Origin of the sequence: Terrabacter tumescens, from assembly GCF_014646815.1 — a bacterium.
Taxonomy (GTDB): domain Bacteria; phylum Actinomycetota; class Actinomycetes; order Actinomycetales; family Dermatophilaceae; genus Terrabacter; species Terrabacter tumescens.
This window is the reverse complement of the sequence record NZ_BMNZ01000001.1, coordinates 430,659-451,278: the sequence shown is the minus strand read 5'-3', so window position 1 is coordinate 451,278 and position 20,620 is coordinate 430,659. Positions and strand designations below refer to the sequence as shown.

The following is a 20,620-nucleotide window of genomic DNA, read 5'->3' as shown; positions in this document are numbered from 1 at the left end:
GGTGGCGCTCGGAGGGCAGCACGCGGCATACGATCTGGGCATGACGACGGCACCGGCCCCGCTCCCCCTCCTCGTCCTCGGTCAGGGCACCGACCTGCACACCGAGCGCGGCGTCGAGTGTCCCGGCGACCTGCCCGCGCCCTCCGACCCCGGACTCGTCGAGCGCGCCCGCGCCGCCAAGGCCGCTCTGGGCGACTCGGTGTTCGTGCTCGGGCACCACTACCAGCGCGACGAGGTCATCGAGTTCGCCGACGTCACCGGTGACTCCTTCAAGCTGGCCCGCGACGCGGCCGCCCGGCCCGACGCGCCCCACATCGTCTTCTGCGGCGTGCACTTCATGGCCGAGTCGGCCGACATCCTCACGAGCGACGAGCAGACCGTGATCCTGCCCGACCTCGCCGCCGGGTGCTCGATGGCCGACATGGCCGCCATCGCCCAGGTCGAGGACTGCTGGGAGCAGCTGGCCGCGGCGGGTGTCGCCGATCGGACGATCCCCGTGACGTACATGAACTCCTCCGCCGCGATCAAGGCCTTCACCGGTCGCCACGGCGGCACGATCTGCACGAGCTCCAACGCCCGGACCGCGCTCGACTGGGCCTTCGAGCAGGTGGGCGGCGTCGAGGGGCAGGGCAAGGTGCTCTTCCTGCCCGACCAGCACCTCGGTCGCAACACCGCCGTGCGCGAGCTCGGGCTCTCCCTCGACGACTGCGTCGTGTGGGACCCGCACCGCCCCAACGGTGGCCTGACGCGCGAGCAGCTCGAGGGCGCCCGGATGATCCTCTGGCGGGGTCACTGCTCGGTGCACGGCCGCTTCTCGGTCGAGGCCGTCGAGGCCGCCCGCCGCGACATCCCGGACGTCAAGGTGATCGTGCACCCCGAGTGCCGCTACGAGGTCGTCGAGCTCGCCGACGAGGTCGGCTCGACGGAGAAGATCATCCAGACCATCGCGGCCGCGCCCGCGGGCACCTCTTGGGTCGTCGGGACCGAGCTCAACCTCGTGCAGCGCCTCGCCCGGCAGTTCCCCGAGCAGCGGATCGCCTTCCTGGAGAAGAACGTCTGCTACTGCTCGACGATGAACCGCATCGACCTGCCCCACCTCGTCTGGGCCCTCGAGTCGCTCGTCGAGGGGCGCGTCGTCAACCCGATCCGCGTCGACCCGACGGTCGCCGCGGAGGCGCGGGCCGCCCTCGACCGCATGCTCGCCCTGCCGGGCAAGACCCACAAGGACTGAGGCGGGGTGGCGCAGGGCACGAACGAGCTCCACCGTGTCGCCGTCCTGTCGGACGTCCACGGCAACGTCACGGCCTACGAGGCCGTGCTCGACGACATCGACCGACGGGGCATCCGGCACGTCCTCAACCTCGGCGACGTCATCGGCAAGGGACCACGCGGGTCCGAGTGCGTGCGCCTCACGAGGGAGCGCGAGATCCCGACCGTCCGCGGCAACTGGGACACCTTCATCGCGCGTGACGCCGTGCAGCCCTGGGAGCACGCCCAGTGGGTCCGCGACCGCCTGTCGGACGAAGAGCTCGCCTGGCTCGCAGCGCTGCCCAACGTGCACGAGCTCGTGCTGAGCGGCCAGCCGATCCGCTTCTTCCACGCCTCGGCGGTCAGCGAGTTCCACCGCGTCTTCGCCCCGACCACCGAGGACGAGCACCGCGCCTTCGTCGCGCAGACGGACTTCACCGGCAACGGACCGGTGCCCACGATCGTCGGCTACGGCGACATCCACGGCGCCTATCTCTCGGTCGACTACGGCATCACCGTCTTCAACGCCGGGTCGGTCGGCAACGCGCTGGACGGGCCGGGCGCGCCCTACGTCGTCCTCGAGGGCACCCTCGGTGCAGCTGCCGGTGCCGGCGCGACGGAAGGGCCCGGCCACGTCGGCATCTCGTTCGTCCGCGTGCCCTACGACGTCGAGGCGGAGGTCGCGGTGGCCGAGCGGCTCGGCATGCCCGGCGCCGACGCCTACGCCCTCGAGCTGCGCGAGCAGCGCTACCGCGGGTCCGCGGTCGTCGCCACCTGAGCACCGACGACGGCGGGGTCCCGGCACGCTGCCGGGACCCCGCCGTCGATCGCGTATGCCGTCTGCCTCAGTGGGCGGGACGCAGCGCTCCCAGCCGGGCGAGGAAGATCGCCTCGGCCACACAGACCTTCTCGAACTCGCCGAGGTGGAGCGACTCGTTGGCGCCGTGCGCGCGCGTGTCGGGGTCCTCGACACCGGTGACGATGATCGAGGCCTGGGGGAAGCGGGCCACGAAGTCGGAGATGAACGGGATCGAGCCACCGACGCCCATGTCGACGGGGTCGGTGCCCCAGGCGTCGGCGAACGACGCGCGCGCCTCGTCGTAGACCGGCCCGTCGGCGTCGGCGGCGAAGCCGGAGCCGTGCTCCTCGAGGTCGACGGTCACCCGAGCGCCCCACGGCGCGTGGTCGAGCAGGTGCGTGCGGAGCAGCTCGAACGCCGCGTGCGGGTCCTGGGTGGGCGCGAGGCGCATCGAGACCTTGGCGGCCGCACGGGCGGCGAGCGTGTTGGACGCCTTCTCGACAGACGTGACGTCCATGCCGATGGTCGTGATCGAGGGCTTGTTCCACAGCCGGGTGAGGATCGAGCCGGAGCCGATGAGCTCGACCCCGTCGAGCAGCCCGGACTCCTCGCGGAAGCGCGCCTCGTCGTAGTCGAGGTCGGCGGCCGTGCCCTCGTCGAGGCCCTGCACGGCGACGTTGCCTGCGTCGTCGTGGAGCGAGGCCAGCAGGCGGATGAGGGCGGTGACGGCGTCCGGGGCGGCGCCGCCGAACATGCCCGAGTGCACCGAGTGGTCGAGGGTCTCGACGCGGACCACGGCCCGGACCCCGCCGCGCAGCGTCGTGGTGAGGGCGGGCTCTCCGATGGCCCAGTTGCCGGAGTCGGCGATGACGATGGCGTCCGCGGCGAGTTTGTGCCCGTGCTTCTCGAGGATCGTCGGGAGCGAGGCCGAGCCGAACTCCTCCTCCCCCTCGACGAAGACGGTCACGCCGACGGGCAGCGCGCCCGAGTGGGCCCGCAGCGCCGCGAGGTGGGCCATGACGCCGGCCTTGTCGTCCGCGGCGCCGCGGCCGTAGAGGCGGCCGTCGCGCTCGGTGGGCTCGAACGGCGGGGTGTCCCAGTCGGCGTCGTCGCCGGGGGGCTGGACGTCGTGGTGGGCGTAGAGCGTGACGGTCGGGGCGCCCTCGGGGCCGTCGAGGTGGCCGATGACGGCCGGGCGGCCGCCCTCCACGACGATCTCGACGTCGAGCCCCTCGCGGCGCAGCAGCTCGGCCACGGCCTCGGCGCTGCGGGCCACCTGGCTCTGGTCGAACGACGTCGCCGAGACGCTCGGGATGCGCACGAGCTCCTCGAGGTCGGCGCGCACCTGCGGCATGAGCTCGGCCACGCGGTCGCGGATCTGCTGGATCTGGTCGGGGGTGAGGGCAGCGTCAGTCACGAGCCCGACCCTACCGACGCCGCCGCGGCACGTCCCTGCCGCCCGGCCCGTCATCCCCCGTCATCCCCTTTGGGTAGGTTCGGCCGGATGGGAGACAACACCTTCGTCGCCGGGCAGCAGCCGTGGCTCGAGCGCCTCGGCAACCTGCGCAACGTCGTGCGCCAGGAGATGGTCACCCGCCAGCTCGCCGCGCACCTCCCCCGCGGACCGCTCCGCGTCCTCGACGTCGGCGCCGGCCAGGGCACCCAGGCGCTGCGCCTGGCCCGCAAGGGGCACTCCGTCACCGCCGTCGAGCCGGACGGGCGCATGCGGGCAGCCTTCGAGCAGGCAGCCGCCGGGCTCACCCAGCAGCAGCGCGAGCACGTCACCCTCATGGCCACCGACCTCGCGGGGCTGGCCAGCGTCACGCGGCCCACGGCATACGACGTCGTCATGTGCCACGGGGTGCTCATGTACCTCCCCGAGAGCCGGGCCGCCGTCGCCGCGCTCGCCCGGCGTGCGGCCCCCGGCGGCGTCGTGTCGATCGTCGCGCGCAACGGAGGCGCCATGGCCTGGCGCCCCGCCGTCCGCCACGACTGGGCCGGTGCCCTGGCCATGCTCGACGAGCAGCAGCGGGCCGCCGACGAGGGCCGGGATGCCCGCTACCGCAACGAGATCGGAGTCGACGCACGAGCGGACACGCTGGCCTCGCTCACCGCGGACTGCGAGGCCGCCGGCCTCGAGGTCACAGCGTGGTACGGCGTCCGCGTGGCGAGCGACGACGTCGCCGTCGACGAGGCGCCCCCCGAGGGTGACGAGCTGTCCGTGCTCCTCGACGTCGAGGAGCGGCTGGGCTCGACCGACCCGTACCGCGCCCTCGGCACCCTCGTCCACGTCATCGCGCGCCGCAGGGCCTGACCTCGCAGGTTGCCGTCGAGCTGCCGTCGGGGCTGACGACGCCGCCCCCGACGTGCTTGGGTCTGAGGATGGACCGGGTAGACCCCGTCGAGCAGGCGTTCGCGGCCGTCCCGCGCGCGGCCTTCCTCCCCCGCGGTGCGCGCTCGCGCGCGGGCGACGACACCCCCATCCTCATCGGGCACGGGCAGACGTGCTCGCAGCCGAGCACGGTCGCCGACCTGCTCCACCTCCTCGACGTCCACCCCGGCCAGCGGGTGCTGGACGTCGGCTCGGGCTCGGGCTGGACCACGGCCCTGCTCGCCCGCCTCACCGGCCCGAGCGGCGAGGTCGTGGGGGTCGAGCTGGAGCCCGACATCGAGCGGTGGGGCGCGGCCAACCTCGCCGGTGTCGATGCGCCGTGGGCGAGCATCCACGAGGCCGAGCCGGGCGTGCTCGGCGACCCGCAGCACGGACCCTGGGACCGGATCCTCGTGTCGGCCGCCGCGCCGACGCTCCCCCAGGCCCTGGTCGACCAGCTCGCCGACCCCGGTCGGCTCGTCATGCCGGTCGCAGGCTCCCTGACGCTCGTCGTCCGCGACCACGGGTCCGTCACGACGAGCCGGCACGGGCACTACCGGTTCGTGCCGCTACGCTCCGCGCCCGGCAGCCCGACCTGAGCGCTCGGACGCGGTCGTCGGTGGTCGCGGACGCAGTCGTATGCCGTGTGGCCGTGGCCGCGATGCAGGGCCGGGACCCGCTTCGGCTTAGAGTGTGCACGTGTTCGGACGCAAGAAGACCCTCAACGACGAGCTCGCCACCACGGTCACGACCGACCCGGCGCGCCCCGGTGCCAAGAACCGGCCCACGCCCAAGCGGCGCGAGCAGGAGGCCCTCAACAAGCGTCCGCTCATCGTCACCGACCGCAAGGCGGCCGGAGCGCAGGACAAGGCGGCCCGCCGTGAGGCGATGGCCAAGCAGCGGGCCGGCATGATGACGGGCGAGGAGAAGTACCTTCCCGCCCGCGACAAGGGCCCCCGCCGCCGCTTCATCCGCGACACCGTCGACGCCCGCTGGAACATCGGTGAGTTCATGCTGCCGATCATGCTCATCGTGCTGCTGCTCAGCTTCGTGCGCACCAACTGGGCGCTGCTGCTGGTCTTCGTGCTCGTCTACGGCCTGATCCTCGTGGCCATCGGCGACGCCGTGCTGATGTGGCGCCGGACGCGTCGCAAGGTCGAGGACAAGTTCGGCGGGGCCGAGAAGGGCGACGCGTGGTACGCGATCATGCGCGCCTTCCAGATGCGCCGCACCCGTATGCCGAAGCCGCAGGTCGCCCGCGGCGAGCACCCGGCCTGAGCCTCTCCGCCTGAGCCTCTGCGCCGGGCCGAGCCCCAGGCGCTCAGGCTTGGAGCTCGGCGAACGACAGCGGCGCCCGCGTGACGGCATACGTCGCGAAGTAGAGCTTGTCGACCGACCCGTCCGCTGACCGGACGACCTCGAGGACCTCGCCCCGCTCGCGACCGGCCACGGCCCGGAAGCGGTCTGCTCCCTCGGCGGCGTAGCGCGTCTCGGAGAGCGGCTCGTCGTCGGACAACCGCGACCACATCTCGCCGTCGCGGACGAAGAACGTGATCGGCGACCCCTCGGCCCACCACAGGCCGAGCAGCCCCGCGAGAGCCGGCTGCTCCACCTCGGGCACCCACGCGGCGGCGAGAGTGGGCTCCGCCTCGACGACGGCCTCGACGAGGTCGGTCGCGAGCCCGAGCGTCAGCGCCCCGGACGTCGCGTTGGCGAAGACGACGGCGCCGACACCGTCCGCCCGACGCACCCGCAGGCCGGTGAGGAAGCCCGGCATCGCGCCCCCGTGCCCGACGTAGACGCGGTCCCCGCGCCGGCCCATGCCGAAGCCGAGGCCATAGGCGCCGCTCCAGCCGTCGACGTCGGTCATGATGATCGGCCGGCACATCTCCTCGACCGTCTCGGGATGCACGACCCGGTCGTCGGGCCGCGCGACGTAGGCGGCGTAGCGCGCCATGTCGGCGACGCTCGACCACAGCCCACCGAGGGGAGCCGTCGCGTTGAGGGTGAAGAGCGGCTCCTCACTCGCGGTGCCGGCATAGGGGTCGACCTGGTAGCCGAGGGCGCGGTCGTCGGCGGGGGCGAGCCCGGTGCGGGTCATCCCCAGCGGCTCCAGCACCCGCTCGCGGACGACGTGCTCCCACTCCTGTCCGGTGACGCGCTCGACGACCGCCCCGAGCAGCCCGTAGGCGAGGTTGGAGTAGTGGAAGGCGTGGTGCCCGGGGAGCACCTGCTCGGCCTGCTCGACCCCGGCGAGGAACTCCTCGCGCTCGGGCGCCTCGAGGCTCTCCCAGATGTTGCCGACGGGCTCGCGCTGCAGGCCGGAGGCGTGGGCGAGCATCTGCCGCAGGGGAACCCGGCCATGCCGTGTGCCCGGCAGGCACGTCTCGAGTGTGTCGTCGAGCGACAGCCGACCCTCGTCGCGCAGCGACATGACGGTCAGCGCCGTGAACGTCTTGGTCACCGAGCCGATCATGAACTGCGTGTCGTCGGTGGCCGGGGCGGGGCTGGTCCCGAGACGGGCGGAGCCCACGTGCGCCGACCAGACGAGGTGTCCGTCCCGGACGACGCCGACGCTGACGCCGGGCGAGCGCCACGAGCGCTGCGCCGTCACGACGCGCGCGAGCAGGTCCCGCTCGAGACCGGCCGACAGGGCCGTGCCCGCTATGCCCGCTGCTGTGCCCGCCGTGCCCGCCGCGGACGCGCTCACTCCGCCGCCCGGAGGCTCATCGGGCCGTAGACGACGGCGTCGTTCTCGCGCAGCGTGACGGCCTCGACCCCGGCGTCGAGCAGCTCGCGCCACGACTCCCCGAGGTAGCTCTCGGCGTCGCTCTGGGTCGGGAAGCCCGTGGTGGTCAGGCCCTCCCCCTCCATCGGGTTGCCGTGGGCGTCGAGGAACAGCCAGGACCAGTCAGCGCTCATGCCGACACCCTAGTTGGCTGCTCGTTTGACGGGCGGCCGCCCGCCGTGCGACGGTTCGCCTTACCCGAAGGACGATGGGGCAAGCCGGTGAGACTCCGGCGCTGACCCGCAACCGTGAAGCCACTCCCTGCCGCCAGCCGGCCCGGGGTGACCAGTCGGAAAACCCGCGTCCTACCGGCTCCTTTGTCAGTCTGTCGTGGAATGCGGACCGGAGTCACCCCGCCGGGCCGGCGTCAGCCAGCAGACCCGACATGGTGTCCGACCGCGAGGAGGAAACCGTGTCCCTTGTCCGTCGTGCCCCGTTCCGGGTCGTCCTCGTCGCGCTCGTCGCGGCAGCGCTGTCCGCCCTGACGGTCGCCCCCGCCCAGGCAGCCGCCCCCGCCCAGGCAGCCGCCTACCGCTACTGGGGCTTCTACCAGCTCGCCGACGGCGCCTGGACCTTCGCGCAGAAGGGCCCGGACCAGACGGTCCCCAAGGACGGCAGCGTGGACGGCTGGCGCTTCGCCGTCGCCGACGAGGCCTCGACCCGCTACCCGCGCGCCGTGCTCACCTTCGACCAGGTCTGCGGCAGCACGCCGGCCGAGACGGGCAAGAAGCGCGTCGGTCTCGTCGTCGACTTCGGCCGCCCGGCCGACGCCGTCGACGGCGCGACCCCGCCCGAGCCCAAGGCCCTGTGCGCCGTCGTCGCCGCAGACGCCACGAGCGCGGCCGTGCTCGCCACCGCCGGCGACGTGCGCACCGAGAAGGGCCTGGTCTGCGGCGTCGCCGGCTACCCGACGAGCGACTGCGGCGGAGCGGTCAAGGAGGTCTCCCCCGAGGCCAAGGCCGCCGACCAGCCCGTGACCATCGCGGCCCCGGCCAGCACCCCCTCCGCCGCCACGTCGGCGGGAGCGACCACCTCCGCCGCAGCCACGGCCGGCGACGTCACCACGACGCCGACGTCGGGCACCTCGGGAGGGACGGTGGCGGCATACGTCATCGCCGGCCTGGTCCTGCTCGCCCTCATCGGATACCTGCTCGTGCGGTCGCGGTCGCGCGCCCGGCAGGACGCCTGAGGAGCACCGGCCAGCGTGACGCGGCCCCGGCACAAGGCCCGCCTCCAGCACCCCGCAGCCTGGTGGCTGTGGGGTCTGGGCCTCGCCACGGCCGCGTCGCGCACGACCAACCCGGTCCTGCTGCTCCTCGTCATCGGCGTCTGCGTCCTCGTCGTCTCCGAACGCCGTGACCCCGCCACCGTCAACCCGCTGCCGGCCTTCCTCGTCATCGGCGCGGTCGTCGTCGCCTTCCGCGTCGTCATGACCGCGCTGCTCGGCAACGGGATCGTCGGCGACACGGTCGTGCTCACCCTGCCCAGGGTCCCTCTGCCGGACTGGGCGGCGGCCGTGCGCATCGGCGGCACCGTCACGCTCGAGTCGCTGCTGTATGCCGCCTACGACGCCCTGCGCCTTGCCGCAGTCCTCGCGTGCCTCGGGGCGGCCAACGCGCTCGCGAGCCCGCGCCGCCTGCTGCGTTATCTCCCCGCCACGCTCTACGACGTCGGGACGGCTGTCGTCGTGGGCCTGACGTTCGCGCCGCAGCTGCTCACCGACGCCCGCGACGTGCGCGCCGCCCGCACCCTGCGCGGTCGCGACGGCCGTGGCCTGCGGGAGATGGCGCGCCTCACGGTGCCCGTGCTCGAGACGGCGTTCGAACGCTCGCTCGGCCTGGCCGCATCGATGGAGTCCCGGGGCTACGGTCGCGCGGTCCGGTCGACCACGACGAGCCGTCGCGCGGCGACGGGGCTCGCGCTCGCCGGTCTCGTCGGCGTCCTCGCCGGCCTCTACGGCCTGCTCGACTCCTCGGCCGGCGGGGTGCTCGGGCTGCCGGTGCTCGTGCTCGGCGCCGTGCTCGCGGGGTCGAGCCTGCTCGTGGGCGCCTCGCGGGACCACCGCTCGGGTCACCGGCGGGAGCGGTGGACGTGGACCGAGACCGTCACCGTCCTCGTCGGAGCCGTGCCCGCCGCGGTCCTCGTCGTCGCCTCCGCGCAGGGCTGGGACGGCGTCGTGCCGAGCCAGCAGGCGCAGCTGCCCGCCGTGCCCCTGCTCGCGGTGCTGGCCGTGCTCGTCGCCGCGACGCCGGCCTTCTTCACACCCCGTCCCCGGGAGGTCGCTCCGTGATCACCTTCGAGCACGTGTCGGTGCAGTACGCCGATGCCCCGGCTCCCAGCCTCCACGACGTCACGCTCGAGATCCCCGAGGGCGAGCTCGTCCTCGTCGTGGGTCCCACGGGCAGCGGCAAGTCGACCCTGCTGCGCACCATCAACGGGCTCGTCCCGCACTTCAGCGGCGGCACGCTGACCGGCCGCGTCACCGTCGACGGGCTCGACACCGCCGAGCACCGGCCCCGCGACCTCGCCACCGTCGTGGGGCTCGTCGAGCAGAACCCGTCGTCGACGTTCGTCACGGACGTCGTCGAGGACGAGGTCGCCTACGGAATGGAGACGATGGGCCTGGACCCGACGACGATCCGTCGCCGGGTCGAGGAGACGCTCGACCTCTTCGGCCTGACCCCGCTGCGTGCGCGGTCCCTGCGCACCCTCTCGGGCGGTCAGCAGCAGCGCGTCGCGATCGCCGCCCTGTTCGCCGCCGGGCCCCGGGTGCTCGTGCTCGACGAGCCGACGTCGGCGCTGGATCCTGTTGCGGCAGAGGAGGTTCTGGCGTCGCTGCACCGCATCGTGCACGACCTCGGAGTCACCGTCGTGCTGGCGGAGCACCGGCTCGAGCGGGTCGTCCACCACGCCGACCGCGTCGTCCTCGTCGACGAGGGCCGCGTGTCCCAGCTGCTCGACCCGGCGGACGCGATGCTGCGCTCGCTCATCTACCCGCCGGTGGTCGGCCTCTCCCGTCTCGTCGGCTGGTCGCCGACCCCCCTGTCGATCCGCGACGCACGACGCAAGGCCGGGTCCCTTCGCGAGGCCCTCGGCGGCAGCACGCCCCACCCCGCCGCGGACCTGCGGGTCATCGGCCCGGGTGACGCCGTCACGCTCGCCGGAGTCCGCGTCTCGCGCGGCGGGCGCGTCGTCCTCGACGGGATCGACCTCGCCGTCGCCCGCGGCTCCGTGACGACGCTCATGGGCCGCAACGGCGCCGGCAAGTCGACCCTCCTCGGCGCCGTCGCGGCCCAGCACCGGCTCGCCGGCGGGCACGTGCGCGTCGGCGCCGGCGCCGTCGACCCCCACACCCGCTCGGCGCGCGAGCGGGTGCGCGTCGTCGGGCTCGTCCCCCAGCAGCCGGAGCTCCTCCTCTACGCGGACTCGGTCGCGGCGGAGTGCGCTGCCGCCGACGACGACTTCGGGGCAGCACCCGGCACGGCCCGCGCCCTGCTCGAGCGCATCTCCGGCGGCATCGACCCGGAGGTCCACCCGCGCGACCTGTCCGAGGGGCAGCGGCTCGAGCTCGCGCTCGCGGTCATCCTCGCCGGCTCCCCCGAGGTGCTCCTGCTCGACGAGCCCACTCGAGGCCTCGACTACGGCGCCAAGAAGCGTCTCGGCGAGGTGCTCGGAGGCCTGGCCGCCCAGGGCACGACGGTCCTGCTCGCCACGCACGACGTCGAGCTGGCCGCCGAGGTGGCCGACCGCGTCGTCATCCTCGCCGACGGTGAGGTCGTCACCGACGGCCCGGCCCGCGAGGTCCTCGCATCCTCCCCGGCGTTCGCACCGCAGGTGACCAAGGTCCTCCTCCCCCAGACCTGGCTCACCGTCGCCGAGGTCGCCGGCGCGCTGGCGAGGATCGCATGACCGGTCGGAGAGTCATCCCGCTGCGCTGGCCGGCCGTCGTGGCCGTCTCGGTCGTCGGCCTCGTCGGCCTAGTCGCCTTCACGTGGCCCTTCTTCGTGACGGGCGACTTCGCGCGCGACCACGGCAACGACGCACCGTGGCTCTTCGCCGTGCTGCTCGGGCTGCTCGCCGTGGTCTGCCTCGCCGAGGTCACCGCCGGACGCCTCGACGCCAAGACGATCGCGGTCCTCGGGGTGGCGGCGGCCGCCGGCGGGGGCCTCAGGCTGCTGAGCGCCGGCACCGCCGGACTGGAGCCGATGTTCTTCGTCGTCATCGTCGCGGGACGCGTCCTCGGCCCGGGCGTCGGCTTCGTCTCGGGCGCGCTCGCCGTCACCACGGGAGCTCTGCTCACGGGCGGCGTCGGGCCGTGGCTGCCCTTCCAGATGATCTGCGCCGGCGGCATCGGCCTCGGCGCCGGGCTGCTCCCGGTCCGAGCGGGCGGACGTGCCGAGCGCTGGGTCCTCGCGGCCTACGCCCTCGTGACCGGCCTCGCGTTCGGTCTCTTCATGAACCTCTGGTTCTGGCCGTTCCTCGGCACGAACGCCCCCAGCGGCATGGGCTTCGTCCCGGGCGCCCCCCTCTCGGAGAATCTCGCCCACTACGGCCTCTTCTACCTCGCGACCTCGCTCGGCTGGGACCTGCCGAGAGGCGTGCTCAACGCGGTGCTGGTCCTGCTCGCCGGGCCCGCGCTCCTGCGCGTCTTCCGACGCGGCGCCCGGCGCGCGGCCTTCGGGGTGCCCGTCGTCTTCGACGCACCGGGGAGCGACCTGAGCACTCCCGCGTCCCTGACGCCTGCGGAGCCTCGGCGATGAGCAGCCCGTACGGGCCCGACGCGACGGGCGCCCGCGCGGCGCGGACGACGACCCTCGTCACCGGCCCGATCCGCAGCGGGAAGAGCCGCCACGCGGAGGACCTGCTCTGGGACCACCCCGACGTCACCTACGTCGCCACCGGCCGACGGGCCGACCCGGCCGACCCCGAGTGGAGCCGGCGCGTCGAGAGCCACCGCGGGCGCCGGCCCGGGTCGTGGCGCACCCTCGAGACGACGGACGTGGCGACGGCCGTCGCTGACGCCACCGGAGCGCTGCTCGTCGACTGCCTCGGCACGTGGCTCACCGCCGTCGTCGACGACGCCGGATGGGACGACCTCGAGGCCGCTTCGGCCACGGTCCGGCAGGAGGTCGACCGGCTCGTCGAGTCCCTCTGCGCCGCAACGGTTCCCGTCGTGGTCGTGACCAACGAGGTCGGGTGGTCGCTCGTGGCCACGACACCCTCCGGACGGCTCTTCCAGGACGAGCTGGGCCGGCTCAACGCACTCGTCTCGCGGGCAGCCGCCCGGGTGCACCTCGTCGTGGCCGGCCGCGTCGTCGACCTCAGTGACGCGCCGGTCGTGCCGTGGGAGCCAAGACCGCGGACCCTGGACGCGTGATGCCTGATGCGTGACGCGTGGCGGCTCGCGGTCGGCACGTTCACCGCACTCCGGGTCCCGCAGCCGGTGCAGGTCGACCGGACCGTCCTCGGTCGGGCGATGCTCCTCGCTCCCCTGACGACGGTCCCCGCGTCCCTCGCCTGGGTCGCGCTCGGCGTCGCCGCGACCGCGGGGTGGGCGCCGCCCGGCGTGGTGGCCGTGCTGGCTCTCGTCGTCACGGCGCTGCTCTCCCGAGCCCTGCACCTCGACGGTCTCGCCGACCTGGCCGACGGCCTGACGTCGGGCCACGACCCGGTCCGGTCGCTGGAGGTGATGCGGCGGGGTGACACCGGGCCCGCCGGGGCTGCGGCCGTCGTCCTCGTCCTGCTCCTCGACGCCGCCTGCCTCGCAGTCCTGCTCGGCACCGCGGCAGGGACCGTCCTGGCCGTCGTGGCCCTCGTGGCCAGCCGGCTCGCGTGCGCGGTGTGCGCGCGCGCGGGCATACCGGCCGCGCGCCACGAGGGCCTGGGTCAGGGCGTGGCAGGGACCGTGTCGAAGGCCGACCTGCTGGTCCTCGTGGTCGCGGTGGGGGCGGTGTCCGCGGCGGTGGGCGGCGCACTTGCGCCGTTCGGCGGGTTCGCCTCGTGGACAGGGGCGCTGGGGGCTGTGCTCGTCGTCCTCGCCGGCACGTCAGCGTCGGTCGCGACCCGGGCCCATGCCGTACGACGCCTCGGTGGCGTCACGGGGGACGTCATCGGCGCCGCCCTCGAGATCGCCCTCGCGGCCGGTCTCGTCACGGCCTCGGTCGTGACCGCTCTCCCCCACGCCTGACCGTCACGCGACCACGTCGGGACCGTCGCAACGGCCGTTCGTGGCCTCTCGACGTGCCCGCAGGGGCCACTCGTGGCCTCTCGACCGTGGGGGGTGGGGGCTGGGTGCCGGGTGGCTCGCAGAGTGCGCCACCCGGCATACGCCATCGGCAGAGCGCGAAGTCAGCTCTCTCGGACCTGGACCTGCACGAACGGCGGCTTGACGACCGTCGCCTCCAGGGCGCGACCACGCACGTCGATCGACACGGTCTCGCCGTCGGCGATCTCGGGGTTGAGCAGCGCGAGCGCGATGCCCTGCTTGAGCGTGGGCGAGAAGGTGCCCGAGGTGACCTCCCCCGCCGCTGCGCCCTGGAAGGACACCGTGCAGTGGGCGCGCGGGATGCCGCGACCCGTCACGAGCAGGCCGCGCATGAGGCGGGTCGGGCTGGCCTTCTCGGACTCGAGCGCGGCCTTACCCCAGAAGGACTCCTTCTTCCAGCCGACCGCCCAGCCGGCGCGCGCCTGGACCGGCGAGATCTGCAGCGACAGGTCCTGCCCGTGGAGCGGGTAGCCCATCTCGGTGCGGAGGGTGTCGCGGGCGCCGAGGCCGCACGGCTTGCCGTCGAACGGCTCGATCGCCTCGACGAGGGCGTCCCAGAGGGCCGGCGCGTCGCCCCAGCGCGGGACGAGCTCGTAGCCGCGCTCGCCGGTGTAGCCGGTACGGCAGACGATGACGGGCGCGCCGTTCCAGTCGGCCTCGACGAAGGACATGTAGTCGTGACCGGTCGGCAGCCCCAGCGCCTCGAGCACCTCGTCGCTCTTCGTGCCCTGGACGGCGAGCACGCCGTAGTCACGGTGCAGGTTGGTGACGGTGATGCCCTCGGGAGCGGCGGCCTGCAGGCGGCGCACCACCTCGGCGGTGTTGGCGGCGTTGGGGATGAGGAAGACGTCGTCGTCGGCCTTGAGGTAGACGATGAGGTCGTCGACGACACCGCCGGCCTCGTCGCAGCACATCGTGTACTGCGCTGACCCGGGCTGGATCCGGCGCACGTCGTTGGTGAGGCACGCGTTGACGAAGTCGGCGGCGCCCGGGCCGGTCACCGAGGCCTTGCCGAGGTGGCTGACGTCGAAGACGCCGACGCGCTCACGCACCGCGGTGTGCTCGGCGACGACGCCGCCGCCGGGGTACTCGATCGGCATGTCCCAGCCGCCGAAGTCGGCCATCTTCGCGCCAAGGGCGACGTGGCGGTCGTGCAGGGGTGAGGTGAGCGGGGCGGTCGTCCCCGACGTCGCTGTCGTCATGAGCGCCAACCTACCGCCCACCGGGTATGCCGCCTGCGCTCGTTATCATCGAACGCCGCCCACCCGCGGGGCGACGGGGGCACTCTGGAGCACCCGACCCTGCACCGACGACGCGCATCACCAGATCCGCTCCCGCGGCACCCGAGGACGCTGGACATCGTCCGCCCGGGAGCACCCCGACCAAGGAGTCCCACGTGGCCAACCTGACCATCTCGAACCGCTCGGCCGCCGACACCCCCGGCGACGCCCTCGTCGTGGCGCTCGTGCCCGGCGACGGCGGTGCCACGCTGGCGCCCGGCCACGGCCTCCCGCGCAAGACCGTCTCGCACCTCAAGTCCGTCGTCGCCGACCTCGAGCTGGCCGGCAAGGTCGGCGAGGTGACGACCCTCGCGGCCGTGCCAGAGGTCACCGCCAAGCTCGTCGTGCTCGTCGGTGTCGGAGCCCTCTCGGGCGACGCCGCGGACCTCGAGGACCTGCGCAAGGGCATCGGCGGGGCGATCCGCTCGCTGAACAAGAAGAAGAAGGTCGCCGTCGTCGTGCCGGGCACGTCGGTCGAGATCGTGTCCGCCGTCGCCGAGGGAGTGGCGCTCGGTGCGTACGCCGTGTCCAAGGCCGGCACGACGAGCACCGACGCCGTCGACGCCGTCGCGCTCGTCGGCCCGGCCGACGCGAGCTCGCGCAAGGCGGTCAAGCGGGCGGCAGCGCTCGGTGAGGCGGTCGCCTACACCCGTGACCTCGTCAACCTGCCGCCCAACCTGCTCTACCCGGAGACGTTCGTCGACTCGCTCGCCGACCGCATCAAGGGCACGAAGGTCAAGCTCAAGTCCTACGACATGAAGGCACTGCGTGCCGGCGGCTTCGGCGGCACGGTGGGCGTCGGGCAGGGCTCCGCCAACGACCCGCGCATCGCGGTCCTCAGCTACGCGCCCTCGCGGCCCAAGGCGTCGATCGCGTTCGTCGGCAAGGGCATCACCTTCGACTCGGGCGGCCTCTGCATCAAGCCGGCCAACGGCATGCTGACGATGAAGTGCGACATGGCCGGGGCCGCCGCCGTCGCGGGCGCCGTCCTCGCCATCGCCGAGCTCGGCCTGCCGATCGCCGTCACCGGCTACCTCGGCCTGGCCGAGAACATGCCGAGCTCCACGGCCCAGCGCCCGAGCGACGTCGTGACGATGCGCGGCGGCAAGACCGTCGAGGTGCTCAACACCGACGCCGAGGGCCGCATGGTGCTCGGCGACTGCATCGCGCTGGCCTCCGAGAGCAAGCCGGACGCCATCGTCGACATCGCCACCCTGACGGGCGCGCAGGTCGTCGCGCTCGCGAACACGGCGGCCGTCATGGGCAACGACGACGCCTTCCGCGCCCGCGTGGTCGAGGCCGCCGCCTCGGTGGGCGAAGCGGTCTGGCCGATGCCGCTGCCTCAGGAGCTGCGTCCTGCGCTCGAGTCGATCAACGCCGACCTGGCCCACAAGGGTGGCGTCGAGGGCGGCATGCTGACGGCCGGGATCTTCCTGTCCGAGTTCGTCGGCGAGGGCATCCCGTGGAGCCACCTCGACATCGCCGGGCCCGCCTTCAACGACAAGGCCCCGACGGGCTACTGGCCCAAGGGTGGCACCGGCTTCGGCGTGCGGACCCTCGTCGGGATCGCGGAGTCCTACGTCTGAGCCCCGCCGCACGCGAAGAGGCCACGTCCCGCTCGGGGACGTGGCCTCTTCGCGTCGCTGCGGCTGGGCTCAGCCGCCAGACTTGCGACGGAACATCTGCTGGGCCTTGGCGGGGCCGTGGGCGCCGTGCACCTTGGAGTGGTCGTGGTCGTCGGAGACGTCCTTGCCACCGTGCGCGTGCTTCTTGTCGAGCGCGGCCCGGAACTTGGCCTTCATCTCCTCGCTCGGCCCGTTGGACGCGCCATCCTGCTTCGACATTCGAGAACCTCCTGTGTGCTGTGGCGCCGAGTCCGGCACGGACTGGACGCCTTTCACCCTGTCAGCGAACCGGGGCCCGGTCCACTCGCTTTCGGCCGCCGGCTGTCGTCTGCGGCACCGCCGCCGGCGACGGTCGCCTGCGGTTCGTGTGCCGGGTCGCGTGCCGGGTCGTGCGGTCAGGCGTCCCCCTGCCGTCGGCGCTTGCTCCACTCGCGCATCCGGTTGGGGTAGCCGGTCTTGTTGACGTCGTAGACGGGAACGCCGAGCTTCTGGCTGATCTCGAACCCGTCCTTGGGCGAGCCCACCGCGCGGCGCGTCCACTCGCCGTCCCAGGCGATGAGCACGATCGTCGTCGGGGTGACGCTCGTGGCGGGCTCGACGTAGGCCTCGACCCCGAGGCGGGACTCCACGAAGCTGCGCAGGTGCTGCTCGACCGCCTTGCGGTCGATCTCCATCTTCGGCCCGTCGGAGCGGCCGGGGAAGACGGCGCCCTTGCGGCTGCCGCGTCGTGAGAACCAGCCCATGGCGGCACTGTACGTGGTCACCCCGTGCCCACGAGGTCGGCACGCGCCGGGCCCGACCTGCCTGTGCCCTCGCACACGATCAATGACAAGATGCTCTTGCACGACCCCCCGTACGCCCACCACCGCGTACTCCTGCACGTTCCCGCCCTGTGCCGCACGACGGCCCCAGCGGACGATCCACCCAGAAGGAGCACACCCAGATGCCGGCTGATGCCGCCAGCGACTACGACGTCGTCATTCTCGGTGGAGGGTCGGGCGGCTACGCCTGTGCCCTCCGGTCGGCAGAGCTGGGGCTCTCGGTGGCGCTCGTCGAGAAGGGGCGCCTCGGCGGCACGTGCCTGCACCAGGGCTGCATCCCCACCAAGGCGCTGCTCCACGCGGCGGAGGTGGCCGACGTCGCCCGCGAGGGCGCGTCGTTCGGAGTGCGGACGACGTTGGAATCCGTCGACATGTCCGGCGTCAACGCCTACAAGGACGGCGTCGTCAGCCGCCTGCACAAGGGGCTCCAGGGCCTCGTCAAGGCAGCGAAGATCGACTACGTCGAGGGCGCGGGCGTCCTCGACGGCCCGAACACCGTGGTCGTCGGCGACCGCCGCCTCACCGGCCGCAACGTCGTGCTCGCCACGGGCAGCTACGCGAAGTCGCTCCCCGGTCTCGAGATCGGCGGCCGCATCATGACGAGCGAGCAGGCGCTGTCCATCGACCACGTACCGGCGCGCGTCGTCGTGCTCGGCGGCGGCGTCATCGGCGTCGAGTTCGCCTCCGTCTTCAAGAGCTTCGGCTCCGAGGTCACCATCGTCGAGGCCCTCCCGCGGCTCGTCGCGGCCGAGGACGAGAGCATCAGCAAGCAGCTCGAGCGCTCCTTCCGCAAGCGCAAGATCGCCTTCAAGACCGGCGTGCGCTTCGCCGGCGCCACCCAGCAGGGTGACGTCGTCACGGTCTCGCTCGAGTCCGGCGAGACGATCGAGGCCGACCTGCTCCTCGTCGCGGTCGGACGCGGCCCCGTCACCGACGGCCTGGGCTACGAGGCCGCCGGCGTCACCGTCGACCGCGGCTTCGTGACCACCGACGAGCGGCTGCGCACCGGTGTCCCGGGCGTCTACGCCGTCGGCGACATCGTGCCCGGCCTCCAGCTCGCCCACCGCGGCTTCGCCCAGGGCATCTTCGTCGCCGAGGAGATCGCCGGCCTCGCGCCGACGCCGATCGACGAGAGCGGCATCGCGCGCGTCACCTACTGCGACCCAGAGATCGCGAGCGTCGGTCTGACCGAGGCCCAGGCCCGCGAGAAGCATGGCGAGATCGCGACCTACGAGTACAACCTCGGCGGCAACGGCAAGTCCCAGATCCTCGGCACCCAGGGCTTCGTCAAGCTCGTGCGCCAGGTCGACGGACCCGTCGTCGGCGTCCACATGATCGGCGCCCGGATGGGCGAGCAGATCGGCGAGGCACAGCTCATCGTCAACTGGGAGGCGCACCCGGAGGACGTCGCCGGTCTCATCCACGCGCACCCCACACAGAACGAGGCTCTCGGCGAGGCACACTTGGCCTTGGCGGGTAAGCCCCTGCACGCACACGCTTGAGCCAGAAACTGGGAAGAGGAGAGAACACGTCATGTCAGAACGCGTGACCATGCCGGCCCTGGGTGAGTCAGTCACCGAGGGGACCGTCACCCGCTGGCTGAAGAACGTCGGTGACCGCATCGAGGTCGACGAGCCGCTGCTCGAGGTCTCGACCGACAAGGTCGACACCGAGATCCCCTCCCCCGTGGCGGGCACCCTGCAGGAGATCCTGGCGCAGGAGGACGACACCGTCCCCGTGGGCGCCGACCTCGCCGTCATCGGCGACGGCGCTGCCCCGTCCGGCGGCGACGACGCGCCCGCCGCCGAGTCGGCCCCGGCCGAGGAGTCCGCTCCCGCCCCCGAGGCGCCGAGCACCGAGCAGGAGCCCCAGCCGGCCACGAGCGAGCCCGAGGCCGACGCCGCCGAGAAGCCCCAGGCAGAGGCGTCCGCCTCGAGCGGTGGCGACGGCCAGACCGTGACGATGCCGGCCCTCGGCGAGTCGGTCACCGAGGGCACCGTGACGCGTTGGCTCAAGGCGGAGGGCGACGACGTCGCCGTCGACGAGCCGCTCCTCGAGGTCTCGACCGACAAGGTCGACACCGAGATCCCCTCCCCGGTCGCCGGGAAGCTGACGAAGATCCTCGTCCAGGAGGACGACACCGTGCCCGTCGGCGCCGACCTGGCCGTCATCGGCGGGTCCGCCGCCGCCGCGCCGGCCGAGAAGGCGCCCGAGCCGGAAAAGGCGCCGGAGCCCGAGAAGGCGCCCGAGCCTGAGAAGGCCCCGGAGCCGGAGAAGGCCCCGGAGCCGGAGAAGGCGCCCGAGCCGGAGAAGGCGCCCGAGCCGGAGAAGGCGCCCGCCCAGGAGAAGGCGCCCGCCCAGGAGAAGCCGGAGGAGGCCACGCAGGAAGCTGCAGGCAAGGCCGCCGACGCGGAGCGCCCGCCGGCCCAGCAGTCCCCCGAGGCTGCGGCTCCCGCAGAGGCTCCGTCGCGGGACGACGCAGCCGCCTACGTCACCCCGCTCGTGCGCAAGCTCGCCGGACAGCACGGTGTCGACCTGAACTCGGTCACCGGCACCGGCGTCGGTGGCCGCATCCGCAAGCAGGACGTGCTCGACGCCGCCGAGGCCGCGAAGGCCGCCAAGGCACCGGCGGCCCAGCCCGCTGCCCAGGCCGCACCGGCTGCGGCCGCCGCTCCGGCGTCGTCCGCCCCCAGCGCCCCCGCGTCGGTCTCGCCGAAGCGTGGCACCCGGGAGAAGATGACCCGCCTGCGCAAGGTCATCGCCTCGCGCATGGTCGAGTCGCTGCAGGTCTCGGCCCAGCTGACCACCGTCGTCGAGGTCGACCTGACCAAGGTGGCTCGCCTGCGCGCCAAGGTGAAGGGCGACTTCGAGGCCCGTGAGGGCACGAAGCTCAGCTTCCTGCCGTTCCTCGCGCTCGCCGCCACCGAGGCGCTGAAGGCGCACCCGATGGTCAACGCGAGCATCGAGGGCGACGAGGTCGTCTACCACGGCAGCGAGAACCTCTCGATCGCCGTCGACACCGAGAAGGGCCTCATCGTCCCGGTCGTCAAGAACGCCGGTGACCTCAACATCGCCGGCCTCGCCCGTGCGATCGCCGATGTCGCTGCACGCACTCGCAGCAACAAGATCACGCCCGACGACCTCGCCGGCGGCACCTTCACGATCACCAACACCGGCAGCCGCGGTGCGCTCTTCGACACGCCGATCATCAACCAGCCGCAGGTGGCCATCCTCGGCACCGGCGCGATCGTCAAGCGGCCCGTCGTCGTCACCGACGCCGACGGTGGCGAGACCATCGCGATCCGCTCGATGATGTACCTCGCGCTGTCCTATGACCACCGCATCGTCGACGGGGCCGACGCCGCTCGGTTCCTCGGCACGATGAAGGCCCGGCTCGAAGAGGGCCAATTCGAGGCCTGAGGT

General features: G+C 73.2%; 20 protein-coding genes and 1 riboswitch. Of the genes, 14 read left to right on the top strand and 6 right to left on the bottom strand.

Annotation, left to right across the window (positions count from 1 at the left end; translation table 11 throughout):
• Window positions 1-40: 40 nt before the first annotated feature.
• Both nadA and IEY30_RS02095 read left to right on the top strand, forming a co-directional pair.
• Entirely contained in the window at window positions 41-1,231 is a 1,191-nt protein-coding gene (gene nadA, locus IEY30_RS02100; protein WP_030146318.1) for a quinolinate synthase NadA, read from the top strand.
• Window positions 1,232-1,237: 6 nt separating this feature from the next.
• Entirely contained in the window at window positions 1,238-2,026 is a 789-nt protein-coding gene (locus tag IEY30_RS02095; protein WP_030146319.1) for a metallophosphoesterase family protein, read from the top strand.
• Between the two features lie 67 nt (window positions 2,027-2,093).
• Here the strand turns inward: IEY30_RS02095 and IEY30_RS02090 are convergent, their stop codons facing one another.
• Window positions 2,094-3,464, bottom strand: coding sequence for a dipeptidase (locus IEY30_RS02090; protein ID WP_030146320.1), 1,371 nt, complete (start codon window positions 3,462-3,464; stop codon window positions 2,094-2,096).
• 87 nt (window positions 3,465-3,551) lie between these two features.
• Here IEY30_RS02090 and IEY30_RS02085 point away from each other — a divergent pair, with 87 nt between their 5' ends.
• The 3 genes from IEY30_RS02085 (at window position 3,552) to IEY30_RS02075 (ending at window position 5,696) form a co-directional block, all read left to right on the top strand.
• Window positions 3,552-4,361: a methyltransferase gene (locus IEY30_RS02085; RefSeq protein ID WP_052358135.1), complete on the top strand. Its 810-nt coding sequence runs from the start codon at window positions 3,552-3,554 to the stop codon at window positions 4,359-4,361.
• A 68-nt stretch (window positions 4,362-4,429) separates the two neighbouring features.
• Window positions 4,430-5,017 (top strand): protein-L-isoaspartate O-methyltransferase family protein, encoded by a 588-nt coding sequence (locus tag IEY30_RS02080; protein ID WP_030146322.1) that lies wholly within the window; start codon window positions 4,430-4,432, stop codon window positions 5,015-5,017.
• A 100-nt stretch (window positions 5,018-5,117) separates the two neighbouring features.
• Window positions 5,118-5,696 (top strand): DUF3043 domain-containing protein, encoded by a 579-nt coding sequence (locus IEY30_RS02075; protein WP_030146323.1) that lies wholly within the window; start codon window positions 5,118-5,120, stop codon window positions 5,694-5,696.
• A gap of 43 nt (window positions 5,697-5,739) precedes the next feature.
• On the opposite strand, the gene IEY30_RS02070 is transcribed toward IEY30_RS02075, so the two are convergent.
• Window positions 5,740-7,128, bottom strand: coding sequence for a serine hydrolase domain-containing protein (locus IEY30_RS02070; RefSeq protein WP_030146324.1), 1,389 nt, complete (start codon window positions 7,126-7,128; stop codon window positions 5,740-5,742).
• Entirely contained in the window at window positions 7,125-7,340 is a 216-nt protein-coding gene (locus tag IEY30_RS02065; protein WP_030146325.1) for a hypothetical protein, read from the bottom strand. The genes IEY30_RS02070 and IEY30_RS02065 overlap by 4 nt, the downstream gene beginning before the upstream one ends.
• Window positions 7,341-7,393: 53 nt before the next feature.
• Window positions 7,394-7,508, top strand: a riboswitch (cobalamin riboswitch).
• A 110-nt stretch (window positions 7,509-7,618) separates the two neighbouring features.
• Between IEY30_RS02065 and IEY30_RS02060 the strand changes: the two genes are divergently transcribed.
• Genes IEY30_RS02060 through IEY30_RS02035 form a run of 6 tightly spaced genes read left to right on the top strand, consistent with a single transcriptional unit; the run spans window position 7,619 to window position 13,393 of the window.
• A complete protein-coding gene (locus IEY30_RS02060; protein ID WP_229674793.1) occupies window positions 7,619-8,395 on the top strand; it encodes an SCO2322 family protein in 777 nt (258 codons plus the stop codon).
• A gap of 15 nt (window positions 8,396-8,410) precedes the next feature.
• Window positions 8,411-9,496: an energy-coupling factor transporter transmembrane component T gene (locus IEY30_RS02055; RefSeq protein ID WP_030146327.1), complete on the top strand. Its 1,086-nt coding sequence runs from the start codon at window positions 8,411-8,413 to the stop codon at window positions 9,494-9,496.
• Window positions 9,493-11,115: an ABC transporter ATP-binding protein gene (locus tag IEY30_RS02050; RefSeq protein WP_030146328.1), complete on the top strand. Its 1,623-nt coding sequence runs from the start codon at window positions 9,493-9,495 to the stop codon at window positions 11,113-11,115. Before IEY30_RS02055 ends, IEY30_RS02050 begins: the two co-directional genes overlap by 4 nt.
• Window positions 11,112-11,966, top strand: a complete 855-nt coding sequence (locus tag IEY30_RS02045; RefSeq protein WP_030146329.1) for an ECF transporter S component — start codon at window positions 11,112-11,114, stop codon at window positions 11,964-11,966. The genes IEY30_RS02050 and IEY30_RS02045 overlap by 4 nt, the downstream gene beginning before the upstream one ends.
• Window positions 11,963-12,583, top strand: a complete 621-nt coding sequence (locus tag IEY30_RS02040; protein WP_030146330.1) for a bifunctional adenosylcobinamide kinase/adenosylcobinamide-phosphate guanylyltransferase — start codon at window positions 11,963-11,965, stop codon at window positions 12,581-12,583. Before IEY30_RS02045 ends, IEY30_RS02040 begins: the two co-directional genes overlap by 4 nt.
• Before the next feature lie 6 nt (window positions 12,584-12,589).
• Window positions 12,590-13,393, top strand: coding sequence for an adenosylcobinamide-GDP ribazoletransferase (locus IEY30_RS02035; protein ID WP_043415587.1), 804 nt, complete (start codon window positions 12,590-12,592; stop codon window positions 13,391-13,393).
• Window positions 13,394-13,554: 161 nt separating this feature from the next.
• Here IEY30_RS02035 and gcvT read toward each other — a convergent pair whose 3' ends face one another.
• Entirely contained in the window at window positions 13,555-14,673 is a 1,119-nt protein-coding gene (gene gcvT / locus IEY30_RS02030; protein ID WP_030146332.1) for a glycine cleavage system aminomethyltransferase GcvT, read from the bottom strand.
• Window positions 14,674-14,867: 194 nt separating this feature from the next.
• Between gcvT and IEY30_RS02025 the strand changes: the two genes are divergently transcribed.
• Entirely contained in the window at window positions 14,868-16,337 is a 1,470-nt protein-coding gene (locus IEY30_RS02025; protein WP_030146333.1) for a leucyl aminopeptidase, read from the top strand.
• A 69-nt stretch (window positions 16,338-16,406) separates the two neighbouring features.
• On the opposite strand, the gene IEY30_RS02020 is transcribed toward IEY30_RS02025, so the two are convergent.
• Together IEY30_RS02020 and IEY30_RS02015 are read right to left on the bottom strand one after the other, a co-directional pair.
• A complete protein-coding gene (locus tag IEY30_RS02020) occupies window positions 16,407-16,595 on the bottom strand; it encodes a DUF5302 domain-containing protein (protein WP_030146334.1) in 189 nt (62 codons plus the stop codon).
• Between the two features lie 176 nt (window positions 16,596-16,771).
• Window positions 16,772-17,119, bottom strand: a complete 348-nt coding sequence (locus IEY30_RS02015) for a hypothetical protein (protein WP_030146335.1) — start codon at window positions 17,117-17,119, stop codon at window positions 16,772-16,774.
• A gap of 200 nt (window positions 17,120-17,319) precedes the next feature.
• On the opposite strand from IEY30_RS02015, the gene lpdA reads away from it, so the two are divergent.
• Both lpdA and sucB read left to right on the top strand, forming a co-directional pair.
• Complete coding sequence (lpdA, locus tag IEY30_RS02010) at window positions 17,320-18,699, top strand: dihydrolipoyl dehydrogenase (RefSeq protein ID WP_030146336.1); 1,380 nt, start codon at window positions 17,320-17,322, stop codon at window positions 18,697-18,699.
• Between the two features lie 31 nt (window positions 18,700-18,730).
• Window positions 18,731-20,617, top strand: a complete 1,887-nt coding sequence (gene sucB, locus IEY30_RS02005; RefSeq protein WP_030146337.1) for a 2-oxoglutarate dehydrogenase, E2 component, dihydrolipoamide succinyltransferase — start codon at window positions 18,731-18,733, stop codon at window positions 20,615-20,617.
• The last annotated feature ends 3 nt before the right edge of the window (window positions 20,618-20,620 follow it).

What these genes read in the sequence shown, in the direction of transcription:
- IEY30_RS02020 (WP_030146334.1), bottom strand. Translation starts at nt 16,595, where the DNA reads ATGTCGAAGCAGGATGGCGCGTCCAACGGGCCGAGCGAGGAGATGAAG.
- IEY30_RS02080 (WP_030146322.1), top strand. Translation starts at nt 4,430, where the DNA reads ATGGACCGGGTAGACCCCGTCGAGCAGGCGTTCGCGGCCGTCCCGCGC.
- IEY30_RS02015 (WP_030146335.1), bottom strand. Translation starts at nt 17,119, where the DNA reads ATGGGCTGGTTCTCACGACGCGGCAGCCGCAAGGGCGCCGTCTTCCCC.
- IEY30_RS02045 (WP_030146329.1), top strand. Translation starts at nt 11,112, where the DNA reads ATGACCGGTCGGAGAGTCATCCCGCTGCGCTGGCCGGCCGTCGTGGCC.
- IEY30_RS02035 (WP_043415587.1), top strand. Translation starts at nt 12,590, where the DNA reads ATGCGTGACGCGTGGCGGCTCGCGGTCGGCACGTTCACCGCACTCCGG.
- IEY30_RS02065 (WP_030146325.1), bottom strand. Translation starts at nt 7,340, where the DNA reads ATGAGCGCTGACTGGTCCTGGCTGTTCCTCGACGCCCACGGCAACCCG.
- gcvT (WP_030146332.1), bottom strand. Translation starts at nt 14,673, where the DNA reads ATGACGACAGCGACGTCGGGGACGACCGCCCCGCTCACCTCACCCCTG.
- nadA (WP_030146318.1), top strand. Translation starts at nt 41, where the DNA reads ATGACGACGGCACCGGCCCCGCTCCCCCTCCTCGTCCTCGGTCAGGGC.
- IEY30_RS02085 (WP_052358135.1), top strand. Translation starts at nt 3,552, where the DNA reads ATGGGAGACAACACCTTCGTCGCCGGGCAGCAGCCGTGGCTCGAGCGC.
- sucB (WP_030146337.1), top strand. Translation starts at nt 18,731, where the DNA reads ATGTCAGAACGCGTGACCATGCCGGCCCTGGGTGAGTCAGTCACCGAG.
- lpdA (WP_030146336.1), top strand. Translation starts at nt 17,320, where the DNA reads ATGCCGGCTGATGCCGCCAGCGACTACGACGTCGTCATTCTCGGTGGA.
- IEY30_RS02040 (WP_030146330.1), top strand. Translation starts at nt 11,963, where the DNA reads ATGAGCAGCCCGTACGGGCCCGACGCGACGGGCGCCCGCGCGGCGCGG.